The following is a 17,933-nucleotide window of genomic DNA, read 5'->3' as shown; positions in this document are numbered from 1 at the left end:
GATGACGTTGGAACTGCGGGGCGTTTCAAAGATCGTGGACGGTAAAACCCATATCCACCCCACGGATCTGACGCTGGAAAATGGCACGATGAACGTGCTGCTTGGACCGACCTTGTCGGGCAAGACGTCCCTGATGCGCCTTATGGCGGGGCTGGATGCGCCCAACAGCGGGCAGGTCTTTTGGCAGGGCGACGATGTCACAGGCATGCGCGTTCAGGATCGCAAGGTCGCGATGGTGTACCAGCAGTTCATTAACTACCCGTCCATGACCGTTTACGAAAACATCGCCTCGCCGATGAAGCTCATGGGCATCGACAAGGCCGAGATTGACCGCCGCGTGCGCGAAAGCGCCGAGTTGATGAAGCTGACCCCGATGCTGACCCGCAAGCCGCTGGAACTGTCCGGCGGGCAGCAGCAGCGCTGCGCGCTGGCGCGTGCGCTGGTCAAGAATGCCGGTCTGGTTCTGCTGGATGAACCGCTGGCCAACCTTGATTACAAGCTGCGTGAGGAATTGCGGGTCGAGATCCCGAAAATCTTTGAGGCGTCCGGCGCGATCTTTGTCTACGCCACGACCGAACCCGAAGAGGCGCTGCTACTAGGCGGCAACACCGCCGCGCTTTGGGAAGGACGGGTAACACAATTCGACCTGACGCCGCGCGTTTACCGCCAGCCGGTGGATGCCACGACCGCGCGCGTGTTCAGCGATCCGCCGATGAATTTCCTGCAAATCTCCAAGACGGGCAACCGCATCATGTTCGGTGACGGGCAGAGCGCCGAGGCAGTCGGAAAGCTTTCCGAGTTGGCGGATGGCCGCTACACTGCCGGGTTCCGTCCAAACCACCTTGAGATCGGCAAACACGCCGCTGACGCGGTGGAGTTCAAGACCACACTGAACGTGACGGAACTGACCGGGTCGGAAACCTTTGTGCATCTTGACCACCACGGCGAACGCTGGGTTGGCCTGATCCACGGCGTTCACGACCTGACGTTGGGCGCGCCGCTGTCGGTCTGGCTGGACCCGCGCCATGTCTACATTTTCGGCGAAGACGGCAGGCTGGTTGCACCAGCGGCCTACGCGCTGGCCGCCTGAGGGGGATACCGATGGCCAAGATCACACTCGACAACCTCGCACATTCCTACTCACCCGCGCCAAAGTCCGAAGATGATTTTGCGCTGAAAGAGCTGAACCACGTTTGGGACGACGGCGCGGCCTATGCGCTGCTGGGGTCCTCGGGCTGTGGAAAGTCCACGCTGCTCAATATCATTTCCGGGCTCCTGCAACCCAGCCAGGGCCGCATCCTGTTTGATGACAAGGACGTAACCCACGCGCCGACTGCGGAACGCAACATCGCGCAGGTGTTCCAGTTTCCGGTGGTCTACGACACGATGACCGTGCGCGATAACCTTGCCTTTCCGTTGCGCAACCGGGGCAGGGATGAGACCTATGTGGCGGAGCGCGTTCAGGAAATCGCCCGCATGATCGGCATGGAAGAGATGCTGAACAAGAAGGCGCGTGGTCTGACGGCGGATGCCAAGCAAAAGATCAGCCTTGGCCGGGGCATGGTGCGTAAGGACGTGAACGCGCTGCTGTTCGATGAACCGCTGACTGTGATCGACCCGCACATGAAATGGGAACTGCGCACGCAGCTGAAAAAGCTGCACCACGATTTCGGCCACACCATGATCTACGTGACCCATGACCAGACAGAGGCGCTGACCTTTGCGGACAAGGTGGTGGTGATGTACGATGGCCGTGTCGTGCAGATCGGCACGCCCGAAGAGCTGTTTGAGCGGCCAGAGCATACCTTCGTGGGCTATTTCATCGGCTCGCCGGGCATGAATGTGATCCCGGCGCAAATCGACGGCAACAAGGCCTACATCAACGGCTCACATGTGGATCTGGCCAGCGGCTACGCCGCGCTGGATGGCAAGGTAGAGATCGGTGTGCGGCCCGAGTTCGTGCACCTGAGCCAGACCGATGGTCTGCCGGTCAAGGTGCGCCGGGTCGAAGATGTCGGTCGGCACAAAATCATCCGGGCCGAGTTCTTTGGCCATGACATCAACATCATCGCTGGCGAGGACGACCACGTCAGCGCCGACATGAACCGGGTCAGCTTTGATGCGGCGCATGTGAATGTCTACGCCAACGATTGGCGCGTCGCGCCAACCGGACCGGTCGGGGAGGCCGCGTGATGGAAAAGACAGTCAACCAAAAGGCATGGTTCCTCGTCCTGCCGGTCCTGCTGCTGGTGGCCTTCTCAGCGGTGATCCCGCTGATGACGGTGGTCAACTATTCCGTTCAGGACACCTTCGGGAACAACCAGTTCTTCTGGGCGGGCCTCGAATGGTTCGAGGAAATGCTCGCGTCTGAGCGGATGTGGGATGCGCTGGGGCGGCAGTTGATGTTCTCGGCCATCATCATCGCCATCGAAGTGCCATTGGGCATCTTCGTGGCCCTGAATATGCCCAAGTCGGGGTTCTGGTCGTCGGTCTGCCTTGTGCTGATGTCGCTGCCTCTGCTGATACCGTGGAACGTGGTTGGCACGATCTGGCAGATCTTCGGTCGCGTCGACATTGGTCTCTTGGGCTATACGCTGGATGCGCTTGGTATCAACTACAACTACACGCAGGACACTGTGGCCGCATGGATCACCATCGTGGTGATGGATGTCTGGCACTGGACCTCGCTGGTGGCACTGCTGGCGTTTGCCGGGCTCAAGTCGATCCCCGACGCCTACTATCAGGCGGCCAAGATTGACCAGGCGAGCAGATGGAAGGTGTTCCGCTACATCGAGCTGCCCAAGATGGCGGGCGTGCTGATGATCGCCATCCTGTTGCGTTTCATGGACAGCTTCATGATCTACACAGAGCCGTTCGTTGTCACCGGCGGTGGCCCGGGCAACGCCACCACACTGCTGTCGATTGACCTTGTGAAGATGGCGCTGGGGCAGTTCGACCTTGGACCGGCGGCGGCGTTCTCGCTGATGTATTTCCTGGTGATCCTGCTGGTGAGCTGGGTGTTCTACACCGTGATGACCACTCTTGAGAAGCGGGAGACCTGAGCCATGACGGACATGTCCGCAAATCAATCCTCGTCCCGCGGGGTCAGCCTGCCCAAGGTCAACAGCCGCGCCGTCGTGATGACGCTTTACCTGTTGTTCCTGCTGCTGCCGATCTACTGGCTGCTGAACATGAGCCTGAAGACAAACACGGAGATACTGAACTCCTTCACGCTCTGGCCGCGCGACCTGACCTTTGACAACTACGCGACGATCCTCACCGATCCGGCGTGGTACATGGGGTACGTGAACTCGCTGATCTATGTGGTGATGAACACGGTGATTTCGCTGGCTGTGGCCCTGCCTGCTGCCTACGCCTTCAGCCGCTATCACTTTATGGGCGACAAGCACCTGTTCTTCTGGCTGCTGACCAACCGGATGGCCCCGCCTGCGGTCTTCGCCTTGCCGTTTTTTCAGCTGTATTCAAGCGTGGGCTTGTTCGACACGCATATCGCGGTGGCGCTGGCGCATTGCCTGTTCAACGTGCCGCTGGCGGTCTGGATCCTTGAGGGGTTCATGCGCGGCGTGCCCAAGGAAATCGACGAGACGGCCTATATCGACGGCTACGGATTTGGCCGGTTTTTCGTCAAGATCTTCATGCCGCTGATTGCCAGTGGCATCGGGGTCGCGGCCTTCTTCTGCTTTATGTTCTCATGGGTTGAACTGCTGCTGAGCCGCACGCTGACCACCGTCGACGCCAAGCCCATCGCCGCGATCATGACCCGGACCCAAGGGGCCAGCGGCATCGACTGGGGTGTGCTGGCCGCCGCTGGCATCCTGACCATCGTGCCCGGCGCGCTCGTGATCTACTTCGTCCGCAACTACATCGCCAAGGGCTTTGCCCTCGGGCGGGTATAATCCGGGAAAAGGGAGGAACTCCAATGGACTGGATGGCATGGACCTGGCCGACCGCAATCTTCTTCGCCGTTATCGCCACGCTGCTGATCACCTTCACCTTTCTGGCGATCAAGTTCCCGGAAACGCCGCGCACCGGCATTCTGCGGATCGAAACCACGCGCGGTGATCGCCTGTTCATCACGCTTCTGGGCTCGGCCTTCATCAACCTGGCCTGGCTTGGCCTTGTCGGTGTGCAACAGCCGCTGGCCCTTATTGTTTGCCTGATCTACGCCGCTGCGGTTTTTCGCTGGGTGTAGGTCGGACTGCGTGTCCGGGAAAGGAGGAGCCCGGGCACCAAAGTGAACTTCCTCAATAAAAATGGTTCCAATGGGAGGATACCAATGAACCTTAAACTCAGATCCACAACAGCGGCACTGCTGATCCTTGCGGGTCCGGCATTTGCCGACATGGACGCGGCGCGCGCGTTCCTGGATGCAGAGATCGGCGATCTCTCGTCCCTGCCGCGCGCTGCGCAAGAGGCGGAGATGCAGTTCTTCGTCGACGCAGCCAAGCCCTTTGAGGGCATGGAGATCAAGGTTGTCTCCGAGACCATCACCACGCACGAATATGAATCGCAGGTTCTGGCGGCGGCGTTCACGGCGATCACCGGCATCAAGGTCACGCATGACCTGATCGGCGAAGGTGACGTGGTCGAAAAGCTGCAAACGCAAATGCAGTCCGGTCAGAACATCTATGACGCCTATGTCAACGACTCCGACCTGATCGGCACCCACTGGCGTTATCAGCAGGTGCGCAACCTGACTGACTGGATGGCGAACGAAGGCGCGGACGTGACCCTGCCGACGCTGGACATGGACGATTTCATCGGCCTCAGCTTTACCACCGGGCCGGATGGCAAAGTCTACCAGATGCCAACCCAGCAGTTCGCGAACCTTTATTGGTTCCGCTACGACTGGTTCAACGACGAAAAGAACAAGGCCGACTTTATGGACCAGTTCGGCTATGAGCTGGGCGTTCCGGTCAACTGGTCGGCCTATGAGGACATCGCCGAATTCTTTACTGGTCGTGACCTCAGCCACATGGGCGTGGATGGCGACATCTTCGGCAACATGGACTACGGCAAGAAAGACCCCAGCCTTGGCTGGCGCTACACCGATGCGTGGATGTCCATGGCTGGCATGGGAGACGTCGGTGAACCCAACGGCCTGCCGGTCGATGAATGGGGCATCCGTGTCAACGACAAGTCTCAGCCGACCGGGTCCTGCGTGGCGCGCGGCGGGGCGACCAACTCTCCTGCGGCGGTCTATGCTGTGACCAAGGCAATCGAGTGGCTCAATGCCTATTCGCCCCCCGCAGCGGCAGGCATGACCTTCTCCGAGGCAGGCCCGATCCCCGCACAGGGCAACGTGGCTCAGCAGATGTTCTGGTACACCGCCTTTACCGCCGACACGGTCAAGCCCGGCCTGCCGGTCATGAACGAAGACGGCACGCCCAAGTGGCGCATGGCACCCTCGCCGCACGGCGTCTACTGGAAAGAAGGCCAGAAGGTCGGCTATCAGGATGCCGGGTCTTGGACGCTGATGAAATCCACGCCCGAGGATCGTGCCAAGGCGGCCTGGCTCTACGCCCAGTTCGTCACCTCCAAGACCGTGGATGTGAAGAAGTCCCATGTGGGGCTGACCTTCATCCGCGAATCCACCGTGCAGCACGACAGCTTTACCGAGCGTGCGGACAAGCTGGGTGGCCTGGTCGAGTTCTACCGCTCGCCCGCCCGTGTCCAGTGGTCGCCCACCGGCACCAACGTGCCTGACTACCCCAAGCTGGCACAGCTGTGGTGGCAGAACATCGGTGACGCCATGTCTGGCGCAAAGACACCTCAGCAGGCCCTCGACGCACTCTGCGCCGATCAGGAAAAAGTGCTGGAGCGTCTGGAGCGTGCAGGTATCCAAGGCGATATCGGTCCCAAGCTGAACGAAGAGCGTGACGCCGAATACTGGTTCGCCCAGCCCGGTGCGCCCTACGCCAAGCTTGCCGAAGAAGACGAAGAGCCCAAGACCGTCAGCTACGATGAGCTGATCAAGTCCTGGCAATAAGCGTTCCTCCCCGGTCGGGGCCCTTTGGGGCCTCGGCCACCTTCATTAAGACCTTGCCAAAGCCCCATCCGGCGCACCCCTTTCGAATTGTCAAAGAGATGCACCCGCCACCGACAGAGGCGCAGGCTTTGCAAGAATTTGGCTGCTTTTAGATGCGGCGACCTTCGGAATCGAACAGCATCGCATCGTCATCCGTCCAATCGACACCAATACGATCACCCTCTGCCGGGATCGGGTGTGACGCGTCTTGGCGCGCGGTGATCTGGCTGCCATCTGGCAGACGGCAATGGATCAGCGTCTCGGCCCCCAGCGCCTCTGTATAGGCGACCGTCGCCTGTAGACGGCCCTCTTTGCCCAATGACAGGTGCTCTGGCCGGATGCCAAGGCTGGTTCCTGCGGAGAGACCGGGCACCAGTCCCCCATCAAGGAAATTCGTCGGCGGGGACCCGATGAACCCGGCCACAAAGGCGGTTTGTGGATTGGCGTAAACGTCGAGAGGTTTGCCGATCTGGTCGGCAACACCGCCGTTCATCACCACCATACGATCGGCCAGCGTCATCGCCTCGACCTGATCATGGGTGACGTATAGCGCGGTGACGCCCAATTCACGCTGCAACGCCTTTATTTCCAGCCGCATCTGAACCCGTAGCTTGGCGTCGAGGTTGCTCAGCGGTTCGTCGAAAAGGAACACGGCGGGTTTGCGTACGATGGCACGGCCCATGGCAACGCGCTGTCGTTGCCCCCCGGACAGTTCGCGCGGCTTGCGCCTCAGATACGGCTCCAACTGCAAGAGTTTGGCGGCGGCGGCGACACGGTCCTCGATCTCTGACCGGGCAACCTTGGCGATCTTTAGGCCGTAAGCCATGTTGTCAAAAACTGACATGTGCGGGTAAAGCGCGTAGTTCTGAAACACCATCGCGATATCGCGTTCCATCGGCTCTTGGTCATTGACCACATTGCCGTTGATGCACACCTCGCCGGATGTGATGGTCTCTAGGCCCGCAACCATGCGCAGCAACGTGGACTTGCCACAGCCCGATGGGCCGACAATCACGATGAACTCGCCGTCCGCAATGTCCAGATCAACGCCGTGGATGACTTCGGTTTTGCCGAATGATTTCCTGACGTTTTGAAGCGTGACAGTCGCCATTATTTCTCACTCTCCACCAGTCCGCGCACGAACAACCGCTGCATGCCCACAACCACCAACACCGGCGGGACCATCGCCAGAATCGAGGTCGCCATGATCACCGGCCAGTCGGCAATGTCATCGCCACTTGGGAACATCTGTTTGATACCCATGACAATTGTGTTCATTCCCGGGTCCGTCGTGATCAGCAGCGGCCAGAGATATTGGTTCCAGCCATAGATGAACAGGATCACGAACAGGGCCGCGATATTTGTTCGGCTCATTGGTAGCAGGATGTCAAAGAAGAACCGCATCGGCTTGGCCCCATCGACCCTTGCGGCCTCGGCCAGTTCATCCGGGACCGTCATAAAGAACTGGCGGAAGAGGAAGGTCGCGGTGGCCGATGCGATCAGCGGCAGGATCAGGCCCTGATAGCTGTTGAGCATCTTGAAGTTCGCGATCACCTCATAGGTGGGCACAATCCGTACCTCGATCGGCAGCATCAAGGTCAGGAAGATCAGCCAAAAGAACAGCTTTCGCAGCGGAAAGCGGAAGTAAACGATGGCAAACGCCGACAACAGCGAGATCGCAATTTTCCCCAGCGCAATGCCCATCGCCATGATCAGCGAATTCAGCAACATGGCTGCGACAGGCGCATTCACCCCGGATTTGAGGGCGCGCGAGTAGTTCTCAATGAACTGGTCGCCGGGCCAGAGTGGCATCGGAGGGCGCACGATTTCTGGCTGCGTGACGGTTGAGGCGACAAACGCCAGCCAGATCGGAAAGAAGATGAACAGAACGCCGATGATCAGTCCCAGATGGGTCAGCCAAAGACCGATGCCGCGCTTTTCCACCATGCCGCTTGTCTGGGCCATCAGTAATGCACCCTGCGTTCGATGAATTTGAATTGCACCACTGTCAGGATCGACACCAGCACAAGCAGCACAACCGATTGCGCCGCAGACGAGCCCAGATCCTGCCCGACAAACCCATCGGAGAAGACCTTGTAGACGAGGATCGTCGTCGCCTGTTGCGGCCCGCCGCTGGTGATCGTGTGGATGACGCCGAAGGTTTCAAAGAAGGCGTAGATGATATTCACGACCAGCAGGAAAAACGTGGTGGGCGACAAGAGCGGGAACACGATGGTGCGAAAGCGCGTCCAGAATTGCGCGCCATCTATGGCGGCGGCCTCTATCACCGATTTCGGAATGGCCTGCAGGCCCGCAAGGAAGAACAGGAAGTTATAGCTGATCCGGCCCCATGCAGAGGCCACGACAACAAGGCCCATCGCCTCGCCCTCGTTCAGGACATGGTTCCAGTCATACCCCAAAGTGCCAAGATACCAGGACACGACGCCGACGCGTGTGTTGAACATGAACAACCACAGCACACCGGCCACCGCCGGGGCGACCGCGTATGGCCAGATAAGCAAAGTCCGATACGCGCCCGAGCCTTTGATCAGCCGATCCGCCAAAAGCGCGAGGTACAGCGCGACCCCCATGGAGACGAGCGTGACGAGGATCGAAAAAACCGCTGTCGTCACAAAGGACGCGCGGTAATACGGATCGCCAAACAGGTACTCAAAATTCCCCAGACCCACCCATTGCATCGACAGGCCGAACGGGTCGGGAATAAAGAGCGACTGCCAGATCGCCTGCCCTGCGGGGTAGAAGAAAAAGACAGCCGTGATGATGATCTGCGGCAGAACCAGCAGGATCGGCAACCAGATGCCTTTGAAGGTGACGCGCTTTTCCATGTCTTGATATGGCTGCCCCGGCGGACCGGGGCAGCCGTTCTCCGATTAACGCGAGGCTTGCTCGAACCGGCGCAGCAGCGCGTTGCCGCGTGTCACGGCACTGTCGAGCGCGGTTTGCGCGTCCTTGTCACCGGCCCAGACGGCTTCCAGCTCTTCGTCGATGATGCCACGGATCTGATCGAACGACCCAAGACGCAGACCCTTGGAATTGGCGGTCGGCTCTTTCGCGGTCATCTGGATCACGGCGATATCGGTGCCGGGGTTTTCATCGTAGAACCCGTCCATCCGGGTCTTTTCGCCCGCTTCGGTGGTGATCGGCAGATAGCCGGTGTCCTGATGCCACTTGGCCTGGATTTCCGGCGAGGACAGGAAGTTGAGGAAGGCCGCAACGGCCTTGTAGTCCTCGTCGCTCTGACCCTCCATCACCCAGAGGGAGGCACCGCCGATGATGGTGTTCTGAGGTTCATCCACCAGCGCGGACCAATAGGGCAGGGGGCGCACGTCAAAGTCGAACTCTGCCTCGGCCTTGATCCCGGCATAGCCTGCCGAGCTTTCGGTGAAGAGCGCACATTCCCCGGCGCGGAAGTTTGCGCCACCTTCGTTGCGGCGACCGGCGTAGATGAACTTGCCGTCCTTCGCCCAGTCCCCCATGGCCGAGATATGCGCAACCTGTACTGGGCCGTTGAACGCCAGTTCAGTGTCGGTGCCGCCAAATCCGTTGTCCTTGGTGGCAAACGGCGTGTCATGGTAGGCGGACAGGTTTTCGAGGTGAATCCAGCTCTGCCATGCGGTCGTCATCGGGCAATCGACGCCCGCCGCCTTCAGTTGGTCCAAAGTCGTGCCGACGTTTTCCCAAGTGGACAAATCGGTGTCGGGGTCAATCCCGGCTTCTTCCAGCTTGTCACGGTTCACCCACAAGACCGGGGTGGACGAGTTGAACGGCAGCGACAGCATGTTGCCATCGGGCGACGTGTAGTACCCTTTGACAGAGCCGATGTATTTCGACTGATCGAACTCTGCACCGGCGTCGGCCATCACCTCATAGACCGGCTTTACCGCGCCTTTGGCCCCCATCATCGTGGCGGTTCCGACCTCGAACACCATCAGGATATCGGGCTGCTCGCCCGCGCGGAACGCGGCGATGCCTGCGTTCAGGGTTTCCGAATAGTTGCCCTTGTGGCTGGCGACGACCGTGTAGTCGCTTTGGCTGGCGTTGAAGGTTTCAACCTGTTCGGCGACCAAATCGCCCAAGCGACCGGTGAAGGCGTGCCAGAACTCGATCTCTGTCTGAGCGAATGCAGCCTGCGCCGAGCAGAGAACCGCGGCGGTCGCGATGGCGGATGTTGTATGTCTCATCAGTCTTCTCCCTAAATTTGACAAGTCGTCGATGGATTTTGTGGTCCCGCTGTTCTTCGCGGTTTTTTGTAACGATCTTACGTCAGGATCAGCATTTTCGTCATGGCCGGTCCACGACGAAATCGGGAATGATTCCAGCCCGTTGTATGGCGTTTTCCACATTCATACCGGCAAAGAACCCGTAGTTGGCGATCAAGGCGGATCTTATGCCGCTGGTCTGCGCGCCCAGAATGTCGGTGTGCAGACTGTCACCAATCATGACGACACGCGATTTGTCGATAGGGCCTAGCCGGGACAGCGCCAGATCGAAGACATCCGGAAAGGGCTTGCCGTAAAATGTCGGCACGACGCCGACGCGATCCGCCAGTTGGTGGGCGAAAAAGCCCGGCTCTTGCGAAAAGCCGCTTTCGCGCGGGGCGACGATATCGGGGTTGGCGACCAGAACCGGCCTTGGCCGTGTCTTTAGCGCATCCTCCAGCAGGGCCTGACGGGTCGGGGTCCACTGGGCGCTGCCCATCAGCAAAAACCCATCAACCTCATCGAACACGCGGGCCTCATCCCCCAGAGCAGCCATGTCGAGCGGGCCGAGGTCGTCGAACACCGAACGCGCGGGCGCCATGACGCCCCACCGCTTGATGATGTGTCCGTTCATCGCCGCCGCCAAGGCGGTGCGGCTGGTCACGATATCGGGCAGGTCGAACTGGTAGCCCAACCGGCGATATTTTTGCAGCAGGTCGCTTGCGGGAAGGCTGGCGGCGTTTGAGACGACTGATACGGATTTACCCGCCGCTCTCAGGTCCGCGATACGTTCGGCGGTGCCGGGAATGGCCGTCTCACCAATGTTCAGAACCCCGAAGGCGTCCAGAAGGAAGACATCGAATTCATCGGCAATCTCGGCAAGCGTTGCGACATGCCGGGTAGGTGGGGCTGGCGGAACAGGGCTTGGCAGACGGGGCCTGACCGCTTCATAGGCCGCAAAGGCCTCTTCTGCTGTCAAGCTCATCATATGATCGCGCCCCGAACCTTGGCCGACACCCATTCACTGATGACAACGGCGGCAAGGATCACCAGCAGGATCAGGCTGACCTGCGGCCATGCCAGCACGTTCAGAGATGAGGACAGTTGCAAGCCGATGCCGCCCGCGCCGACCAGACCCAGAACAGTCGATTCACGTATGTTGATGTCCCACCGGAATACGGCCACGCCTGCAAAGGCGGGCATGATCTGCGGAACGATGCCGTAGGCCATGACCTGCCAGCGCGACGCGCCTGTGGCGGTGATTGCCTCGACCTGTCCGTGGTCGATCTCTTCGATCGCCTCATACAACAGTTTGGCGCAAAACCCGATGGAGCGGATCGCGATGGCAACAACGCCTGCAAATACGCCGGGGCCGATGATAGCGATCAGCAAAAGCGCCCAGATCAGCGAATTGATGGATCGGGTCGAGACAATGATCAGCAGGGCGATGGGCCGTATAAACAGCTTTGACGGCGTCGTGTTGCGCGCGGCCAGAAAGGCCACCGGCACCGACAGGATCAGCGCGATGATCGTGCCCAGCGTCGCAATGTTCAGCGTGTCCCAGATTGGGCGACCCAGCTGGGTGATGTACTCCCACCGGGGGGGCGTTGCGCGGGTCCAGATATCGTTGGCAATCCGGGGAGCATCCCACACGAAAAACCATGTGGTGGCTTCGGAAATCCGTTGCCAGCAGACCATAAAGACCGCCACGCCTATCAGCCAGCCGAACCAGCGCAGCAGGCTTTCGCGTCTGCTGCGGCGTTTCCAGATCTGTGCGCCGTCCTGTTCGAATACCGGCATTACTGAACCCTCGCCCGGATGACGCCTGACAGGTATTCCAGCGCCATGACGATCACGATGATGAGGATCAGGATGGCCGCCGCCGTGTCATATTCATAGCGGTCGAAGGCAGTGTTCAGCGTCGCACCGATCCCGCCCGCGCCGACAAGGCCAAGGATTGCGCTTTCACGGAAATTGATATCGATCCTGTACATCGACAGGCCGACAAGACGGGGCATGACCTGCGGCTGGACCCCGTAGTTGATGTATTGCATCCAGCGCGCGCCGCTGGCTTTGACGGCTTCGGCCTGAACGCGATCCATCGACTCGATGTCTTCGGCCAAAAGCTTGGACAGGAAGCCGATGGTCGCAAAAGACAGCGTCAGGAAACCGGCCAACGGGCCAAAACCGAAGATCGCCACAAGCAGGATCGCAACGATGATTTCCTGCAAGGCCCTGCTGACTGCGACAATGCCACGACACACCAGATAGACCGGCATCGGCGCGATGTTTCGGGCGGCGCCAAGACCGATGGGAATGGAAATGGCGATCCCGACAACAGAGGCCGCAACGGTCATCACGATGCTTTCCAGCAGCCCTTCCCAGATGTCGCTGGAGCGTGAGACAAAATCCGGTCGGGTAAAGGACAGCACAAACTGCCACCCCCGGTCGAGGCCCGCATAAACGCGCCCCCAATCCACCTCAATCGTAAGGAAAGCCGCGATCAGATAGGCAACAAAGCCCACCACAAGAGCCCACCGCAATTTTGGGTTGGTGACAAACGGCGGCTTGCGCCAGCCTTTGCCCAGAACATCGTCAAGCTCTCGATGGCTCATTCTGCAGCCTCGATATCTTCGTCGTCCTCGACTTTTTCGATGGTCGCTTCCCAGTCTTCTTCGCCGTAAATTTCGGTCAGCTTGTCACTGGTCAGCCCGGTCGGCGGGCCGTCAAAGACGATTTCGCCGAACCGCAGCCCCACGATGCGCGGCACGAACATCTGCGCCAGCGCCACGTCATGGATGTTGATGATCGCGGCCAACCCCCGTTCCTGACAAAGCTCGGTGATCAGGCGCATGATCTGGCGGCTTGTCTTGGGATCGAGCGATGCGGTGGGTTCATCCACCAGCAGCAGCTTGGGGTTCTGGATCAGGGCGCGGCAAATGCCGACGCGCTGGCGCTGACCGCCCGACAGTTCATCGGCGCGCTTGTCGGCCATGTGCAACAGCCCCACCCGGTCGAGCAGGCGAAAGGCCTCATCCACATCCGACTGTGGAAAGCGACGCAAGAAACTGCGCCAAAAGCCGACGTAGCCAAGGCGGCCTGACAGCACGTTTTCCATCACCGTCAAACGTTCGACCAGTGCATATTCCTGAAAGATCATGCCCATGGACCTGCGCGCCTTGCGCAGCGCGGAGGTGCCTAGCTTGGCAAGATCGGTGTTTTCCAGCATCACCTCGCCGCTGGTGGGTTCCACCAGCCGGTTGATGCAGCGGATCATGGTTGATTTACCCGCGCCGGACGGCCCGATCAGCGCCAGAACCTGACCGGCGGGCACCTCCAGATCAATCGCCTTCAGCGCCTGATCACCAGTTTTGTATGTCTTTGTAAGTTTTTGAAGGCGCAGCATTCATCGACCCTTTGCCGGGGTGCATGGCAGGCCCCGTGCGGGACCTGCCACATTGAAGTTGGGCTTACTGACAGGCGTAGGAAACGCCGTTTGCCGCGTCGATCTTGCGGATGACTTCCCAGAATTCCTGGTAGGTCATCTCAAGGAACTGGCCCTCATTCGACTTTTCGAATTCAGCCTGTAGCGAACTGCCCTCCCACTCAAAGCTGAAGAAGGCGTTGCGGATCTTGTCCTGCAATTCGGGCTTGAGGTTGTAGACGGTGCCAAAGCCGGTCGTGGGGAAGGTCTGCGACTTGTAGATCGTCACAACGTCGTCTTCCTTGATGACGTCGCGCTGGATCATCCGGGACTTGACCGAGTTGGCAATGGAGGCCGCCATGTAGTCCTTGTTGGCGACACCCAGGATCGAGTTGTCGTGCTTGCCCGAGAAGACAGGTTCAAAGTCACGATCGGGCAATAGATCGAAATCGCCCTTCAGAATAGCAGACGGCGCTTTGAACCCTGAGTTAGAGGTGGGCGAGGTAAAGGCCAGCTGCTTGCCTTTGAGGTCCTCGACCTTTTCGATCCCTGAGCCGGGATAGGTGATAATTTCCATCTCATAGCCGAAATTTCCATCAAGCGACGCCATGATGGTGAACGGCCGGAAGCCCGCGCAATTGACGGCTAGAGGGTTGGAACCGGTGTTGAAACCCGCGATATGCAACCGGCCCGAGCGCATGGCCTCGATCTGGGCGGCGTTGTTCTGAACCGGGAAAAACATCACTTTTTTGCCGGTTTCAGCCTCAAGGTGGTCAAGGAAATCCGACCACGCGGTTTTGTAGACGGCGGGGTCTTCGACCGGGGTATAGGCAAAGATCAGCGTGTCGGGGTCGATCTGTTCCGCCGAATCGGTCGGGATGTCGGCGATCAGGTCACCGTCCACATCGCAAAACCGTTCGTCCAGATCGCCGCGTGGACAATCCTGCGCCGAGGCGGTCGTGCCCATCGAAAGAAGCGCAAGTGCAGACGCGCCCAGCAGAAGTTTGAAATTGAATGTCATGTTTTCCTCCCAGATTTGCGGCCGTTGGGGCCGCCCTTTTTTTGTCTTTTCACTCTTGGTCAGCGACCAGAATGGTCACATCGGCCCCATCAAGGGCAGTCAGTAGGTCCCCTTTCGGCTTCCTGTCGGTGACAACCGTATCCAACTCGTCAAGCGATCCAACCAGCGCCAGACCTTTGCGGCCAAACTTCTGGCCGTCGATCAATAGATGTCGTCTAGCGCCCTGTCGCAGCATCATGCGTTTGACCGACGCGAATCCCCTGACGGTTTCGGATGGACCTTCTTCGGACAATCCTGATGCGCCGATCATACAATGATCAACATGGAATCTTCTCAGGAACTCCAATGTCTCGGCTCCGACCAGTGCGGATTCCGCGGGCAGGTATTCGCCCGGGCACAACAGGACTTCGGGCGCGCCATGTCCCAGCGTCATGGCAACCGGGATCGAATTAGTGATGACTGTGCAAGGCGTGCCCAGGTAGGCCAGTGACCGCGCCATCTGGATCGTGGTGGACCCGGAATCGATCATGACGGTTTGCCCGCTCTGCACCAGTTTGGCGGCCTTCATGCCGATGCGGGCGCGCTCTTCAATCAATGCGTTGGTGCGTTCATCCAGACCCGGATAGTGACCTTGCGACGGGGCTGATGCGCCGCCATGCGCCCGGCTGATCAACCCGTCATCGGCAAGCGTGTCAAAGTCACGGCGGACCGTCTCAGTCGAGACCTGAAAACGGTCGGCCAATTCGCTGATCCGAACATGCGGGCGCAGCTTGAGCTCCAGCAGAATTTGACGTCGGCGTTCGGATTTCTTGATCCGGTCCGAAGCCACTTTCTTTTTTCCCTCTGATGTCGAGGTTTCCACCATGCGCCCCACCGACTCGCGATCTGCCATCAGGATTGTGGTGTTTCGGGCGTTATTGCAATAATTTTTGTTGCATAAGCAGCATTCTGGTGCTGATGTTTTTGAATAGATGCCATCGGGCGCAGGGTCGTGCCCGTGGTGGAAAGGAATGAAAGCTGACCTTGGTGCTGATCCTTTGATCCTTTTGTCGGTAAATCTGGCTGCTGCCGTGGCCCTGTTGCTGTGGTCGGTCCGGTTGATCCGGACCGGGGTGGAACGCGCGTTTATGCCAGAGTTGCGGCGTCATTTGAAAAGTCTGTCTCACCGCCCCGTTTCGGCCGCCGCAGGGGGCAGCATCGCGGCCATGCTGTTGCAAAGCTCGACAGCCGTCGCCTTGATCGGTGGTGGTTTCGTCGCGTCCGGAATGTTGGCCCCGCCCTCGGCGCTGGCGCTGCTTCTGGGGGCTGATCTGGGCTCCGCCGCGATGGCCAGAGTGCTGATGTCGCCAGTCGAGGTGGTTATTCCATTCCTGCTGTTGATCGGCATTTTGACGTTTTTCAATGCACGGTCCCGCAAGGTGAAGCAGGTCGGACGGATCGTAACCGGCTTTGCGCTTGTTCTTGTCTCGCTGCAAATGATCCGCACCGCCACCACCCCAATCGGCGAAAACGAAATCGTCCGGGCCACCGCCGCCTATTTTGCCAACGATCTGCTTAGCGCGTTCCTGATCGGTGCGGTCCTCGCATGGATCATGCACTCCAGCCTTGCGGCGATACTGACGTTTGCCACCTTTGCTGCCTCGGGTCTGATCGCCGCCCCGGTTGCCGCCGCGCTGGTTATTGGCGCAAACCTTGGCGGTGCTGTTGTGCCTTTTGTGCTGCTTTCAGCGGCCCCAAGGCCCGCGCGTCAGGTTGTTGTCGGAAACCTGCTGGCCCGTGGGGCCATGACCCTGGCTGCGCTTTGTCTGGTTGTTTTTGACATGCTCGACCTGTCGCGCCTTGGTCCGGATGCCGGTCAGCAGGTTGTGATGCTGCATATCCTGCTCAACGCGACTTTGGTGGCCATCGGCCTTGTGGGGCTGCCGCTGTTAATTCGGCTGTCCGAGGCACTTGTCCCGGCAGCCAGAGTCGATGCCGATACAACCGTTAGCGCGCTTGACCCGAATGCCTTGGAGAACACGGATTACGCTCTGGCTTGTGGGCAACGAGAGTTGTTGCGCATGGCCGAAACCGTTCAGGCCATGCTGATCCCTATCATGGGGCTGTTTCGGGAGTGGAACCCGCAGGTCGCGCAACTGATCGAAAAACGCGAAGATGCGGTTGACCGGATGCACTTTGAGACAAAGATCTACCTGTCGAAGCTGCGCGACAACAACGGTGCCGGGGCACAGTCACAAAGCTCGATTGAACTTGTGGCCATGGCGAACAATCTGGAAGAAGCGGCAGATAAGATCGCGGTCAACCTCTTGGCGCTGGCCAAGAAAATGCATGACGAGGCCGTTTCGTTTTCCGATCAAGGGCTGGCGGATCTTGAACAGTTCCATGATCAGGTGGTCACCAACACGCAACTGGCTTTGAATGTCCTCACAACCGGCGACGCCGAAGCGGCGCGCCAGCTTGTCGCGGAAAAGGATCGTGTTCGACGGGAAGAGCAGCGGCTGCAAGCCCGTCACCTGAACCGCCTCAGAAAACAGCCCGCCGCAAGCGTCAAGACAACAAATATCCATCAGGAGACTCTGCGCCTTTTCAAACAGATCAACGCTGCGCTGTGCTACGTCGCCTATCCGATTGCGGAAAAGACCGGCGACCTCCTCAGCAGCCGTCTTGCCCAACCAAGATACGCTGCGGGTTCGACATGATAGGCGCGGAGGATCCGGCCCAGCAGATTGCCGCCCTTCCTGTCCGCCGGGACAAGAAAGGCAAGCTGCGTGTTCTGATGGTCACCTCACGCGATACCGGACGCTGGGTGATGCCAAAGGGCTGGCTGATGGACGGAAAGAAGCCGTGGCGCGCCGCCGAAATCGAAGCGATGGAGGAGGCCGGGGCGGTTGGCTACATATCCAACACCGCAATCGGCACCTACCATTATGTCAAACAGTTGGACGACGGCAAAAATTTACGTTGCCGCGTGACGGTTTATCCGATGATGGTGGAACATCTGAAACGGCGCTGGAAAGAACGGAAGGAACGTACGCGGCATTGGTTTTCGCCCAAAAAGGCCGCAAAACTTGTCGATGAGACCGAACTGACCGCCTTGCTGACCGAGTTGGCGAAACAGCCAGCCGATCAGCCGGGCATGAGGGCGTTGCTGAAGGCATCGTGAGGAAGTGCAGACAATAAGCCGGGAAAACTGGCCGATATTCATTTCTGGGAGGAAAG

At 59.3% G+C, this 17,933-nt stretch carries 18 protein-coding genes; 8 read left to right on the top strand and 10 right to left on the bottom strand.

What is annotated here, in order from left to right:
* Position 1 precedes the first annotated feature (1 nt).
* From VOI21_RS14655 to VOI21_RS14630, 6 genes are all read left to right on the top strand, one after another.
* Positions 2-1,090 carry an ABC transporter ATP-binding protein gene (locus tag VOI21_RS14655; protein ID WP_323770834.1) on the top strand — a complete coding sequence of 363 codons (1,089 nt, stop codon included), beginning with the start codon at positions 2-4 and terminating at the stop codon, positions 1,088-1,090.
* Positions 1,091-1,101: 11 nt separating this feature from the next.
* On the top strand, positions 1,102-2,193 hold the full coding sequence (locus tag VOI21_RS14650) for an ABC transporter ATP-binding protein (protein WP_323770679.1): 1,092 nt from the start codon (positions 1,102-1,104) through the stop codon (positions 2,191-2,193).
* Positions 2,193-3,062 (top strand): sugar ABC transporter permease, encoded by an 870-nt coding sequence (locus tag VOI21_RS14645; protein WP_323770678.1) that lies wholly within the window; start codon positions 2,193-2,195, stop codon positions 3,060-3,062. Before VOI21_RS14650 ends, VOI21_RS14645 begins: the two co-directional genes overlap by 1 nt.
* A 12-nt stretch (positions 3,063-3,074) precedes the next feature.
* Positions 3,075-3,917, top strand: a complete 843-nt coding sequence (locus VOI21_RS14640; protein WP_416358979.1) for a carbohydrate ABC transporter permease — start codon at positions 3,075-3,077, stop codon at positions 3,915-3,917.
* Positions 3,918-3,940: 23 nt separating this feature from the next.
* Positions 3,941-4,213 (top strand): DUF2160 domain-containing protein, encoded by a 273-nt coding sequence (locus VOI21_RS14635; protein ID WP_323770676.1) that lies wholly within the window; start codon positions 3,941-3,943, stop codon positions 4,211-4,213.
* Between the two features lie 84 nt (positions 4,214-4,297).
* On the top strand, positions 4,298-6,010 hold the full coding sequence (locus VOI21_RS14630) for an ABC transporter substrate-binding protein (protein WP_323770675.1): 1,713 nt from the start codon (positions 4,298-4,300) through the stop codon (positions 6,008-6,010).
* Between the two features lie 148 nt (positions 6,011-6,158).
* Here VOI21_RS14630 and ugpC read toward each other — a convergent pair whose 3' ends face one another.
* The 10 genes from ugpC to VOI21_RS14580 form a co-directional block, all read right to left on the bottom strand.
* Positions 6,159-7,160, bottom strand: coding sequence for a sn-glycerol-3-phosphate ABC transporter ATP-binding protein UgpC (gene ugpC / locus VOI21_RS14625; RefSeq protein ID WP_323770674.1), 1,002 nt, complete (start codon positions 7,158-7,160; stop codon positions 6,159-6,161).
* Positions 7,160-7,996, bottom strand: coding sequence for a sn-glycerol-3-phosphate ABC transporter permease UgpE (ugpE, locus tag VOI21_RS14620; protein WP_323770833.1), 837 nt, complete (start codon positions 7,994-7,996; stop codon positions 7,160-7,162). The genes ugpC and ugpE overlap by 1 nt, the downstream gene beginning before the upstream one ends.
* A 17-nt stretch (positions 7,997-8,013) precedes the next feature.
* The gene (ugpA, locus tag VOI21_RS14615) at positions 8,014-8,895 is read right to left on the bottom strand and encodes a sn-glycerol-3-phosphate ABC transporter permease UgpA (RefSeq protein ID WP_323770673.1); all 882 of its coding nucleotides are present in this window, start codon (positions 8,893-8,895) and stop codon (positions 8,014-8,016) included.
* 45 nt (positions 8,896-8,940) lie between these two features.
* Positions 8,941-10,251: a sn-glycerol-3-phosphate ABC transporter substrate-binding protein UgpB gene (ugpB, locus tag VOI21_RS14610; protein WP_323770672.1), complete on the bottom strand. Its 1,311-nt coding sequence runs from the start codon at positions 10,249-10,251 to the stop codon at positions 8,941-8,943.
* 100 nt (positions 10,252-10,351) lie between these two features.
* Positions 10,352-11,257 carry a TIGR01459 family HAD-type hydrolase gene (locus tag VOI21_RS14605; protein ID WP_323770671.1) on the bottom strand — a complete coding sequence of 302 codons (906 nt, stop codon included), beginning with the start codon at positions 11,255-11,257 and terminating at the stop codon, positions 10,352-10,354.
* On the bottom strand, positions 11,254-12,069 hold the full coding sequence (gene phnE, locus VOI21_RS14600; protein ID WP_323770670.1) for a phosphonate ABC transporter, permease protein PhnE: 816 nt from the start codon (positions 12,067-12,069) through the stop codon (positions 11,254-11,256). The genes VOI21_RS14605 and phnE (VOI21_RS14600) overlap by 4 nt, the downstream gene beginning before the upstream one ends.
* On the bottom strand, positions 12,069-12,884 hold the full coding sequence (gene phnE, locus VOI21_RS14595; protein ID WP_323770669.1) for a phosphonate ABC transporter, permease protein PhnE: 816 nt from the start codon (positions 12,882-12,884) through the stop codon (positions 12,069-12,071). Before phnE (VOI21_RS14595) ends, phnE (VOI21_RS14600) begins: the two co-directional genes overlap by 1 nt.
* Positions 12,881-13,675, bottom strand: a complete 795-nt coding sequence (phnC, locus tag VOI21_RS14590) for a phosphonate ABC transporter ATP-binding protein (RefSeq protein WP_323770668.1) — start codon at positions 13,673-13,675, stop codon at positions 12,881-12,883. The genes phnE (VOI21_RS14595) and phnC overlap by 4 nt, the downstream gene beginning before the upstream one ends.
* Before the next feature lie 64 nt (positions 13,676-13,739).
* Positions 13,740-14,714 carry a phosphate/phosphite/phosphonate ABC transporter substrate-binding protein gene (gene phnD / locus VOI21_RS14585; protein ID WP_323770667.1) on the bottom strand — a complete coding sequence of 325 codons (975 nt, stop codon included), beginning with the start codon at positions 14,712-14,714 and terminating at the stop codon, positions 13,740-13,742.
* Positions 14,715-14,763: 49 nt separating this feature from the next.
* Positions 14,764-15,606, bottom strand: coding sequence for a DeoR/GlpR family DNA-binding transcription regulator (locus tag VOI21_RS14580; protein ID WP_323770666.1), 843 nt, complete (start codon positions 15,604-15,606; stop codon positions 14,764-14,766).
* A 118-nt stretch (positions 15,607-15,724) separates the two neighbouring features.
* Here VOI21_RS14580 and VOI21_RS14575 point away from each other — a divergent pair, with 118 nt between their 5' ends.
* Entirely contained in the window at positions 15,725-17,413 is a 1,689-nt protein-coding gene (locus VOI21_RS14575; protein WP_323770665.1) for a Na/Pi cotransporter family protein, read from the top strand.
* The gene (locus tag VOI21_RS14570; protein WP_323770664.1) at positions 17,410-17,877 is read left to right on the top strand and encodes an NUDIX hydrolase; all 468 of its coding nucleotides are present in this window, start codon (positions 17,410-17,412) and stop codon (positions 17,875-17,877) included. Before VOI21_RS14575 ends, VOI21_RS14570 begins: the two co-directional genes overlap by 4 nt.
* Positions 17,878-17,933 lie beyond the last annotated feature (56 nt).

The sequence above is a fragment of the Antarctobacter sp. genome (assembly GCF_034670325.1).
Classification (GTDB): Bacteria; Pseudomonadota; Alphaproteobacteria; order Rhodobacterales; family Rhodobacteraceae; genus Antarctobacter.
This window is presented reverse-complemented; position numbering and strand designations above follow the sequence as displayed.

Coding starts and splice junctions, on each gene's coding strand:
- VOI21_RS14655 (WP_323770834.1), top strand. CDS start 2: ATGACGTTGGAACTGCGGGGCGTTTCAAAGATCGTGGACGGTAAAACC.
- VOI21_RS14650 (WP_323770679.1), top strand. CDS start 1,102: ATGGCCAAGATCACACTCGACAACCTCGCACATTCCTACTCACCCGCG.
- VOI21_RS14645 (WP_323770678.1), top strand. CDS start 2,193: ATGGAAAAGACAGTCAACCAAAAGGCATGGTTCCTCGTCCTGCCGGTC.
- VOI21_RS14640 (WP_416358979.1), top strand. CDS start 3,075: ATGTCCGCAAATCAATCCTCGTCCCGCGGGGTCAGCCTGCCCAAGGTC.
- VOI21_RS14635 (WP_323770676.1), top strand. CDS start 3,941: ATGGACTGGATGGCATGGACCTGGCCGACCGCAATCTTCTTCGCCGTT.
- VOI21_RS14630 (WP_323770675.1), top strand. CDS start 4,298: ATGAACCTTAAACTCAGATCCACAACAGCGGCACTGCTGATCCTTGCG.
- ugpC (WP_323770674.1), bottom strand. CDS start 7,160: ATGGCGACTGTCACGCTTCAAAACGTCAGGAAATCATTCGGCAAAACC.
- ugpE (WP_323770833.1), bottom strand. CDS start 7,996: ATGGTGGAAAAGCGCGGCATCGGTCTTTGGCTGACCCATCTGGGACTG.
- ugpA (WP_323770673.1), bottom strand. CDS start 8,895: ATGGAAAAGCGCGTCACCTTCAAAGGCATCTGGTTGCCGATCCTGCTG.
- ugpB (WP_323770672.1), bottom strand. CDS start 10,251: ATGAGACATACAACATCCGCCATCGCGACCGCCGCGGTTCTCTGCTCG.
- VOI21_RS14605 (WP_323770671.1), bottom strand. CDS start 11,257: ATGATGAGCTTGACAGCAGAAGAGGCCTTTGCGGCCTATGAAGCGGTC.
- phnE (WP_323770670.1), bottom strand. CDS start 12,069: ATGCCGGTATTCGAACAGGACGGCGCACAGATCTGGAAACGCCGCAGC.
- phnE (WP_323770669.1), bottom strand. CDS start 12,884: ATGAGCCATCGAGAGCTTGACGATGTTCTGGGCAAAGGCTGGCGCAAG.
- phnC (WP_323770668.1), bottom strand. CDS start 13,675: ATGCTGCGCCTTCAAAAACTTACAAAGACATACAAAACTGGTGATCAG.
- phnD (WP_323770667.1), bottom strand. CDS start 14,714: ATGACATTCAATTTCAAACTTCTGCTGGGCGCGTCTGCACTTGCGCTT.
- VOI21_RS14580 (WP_323770666.1), bottom strand. CDS start 15,606: ATGGCAGATCGCGAGTCGGTGGGGCGCATGGTGGAAACCTCGACATCA.
- VOI21_RS14575 (WP_323770665.1), top strand. CDS start 15,725: ATGAAAGCTGACCTTGGTGCTGATCCTTTGATCCTTTTGTCGGTAAAT.
- VOI21_RS14570 (WP_323770664.1), top strand. CDS start 17,410: ATGATAGGCGCGGAGGATCCGGCCCAGCAGATTGCCGCCCTTCCTGTC.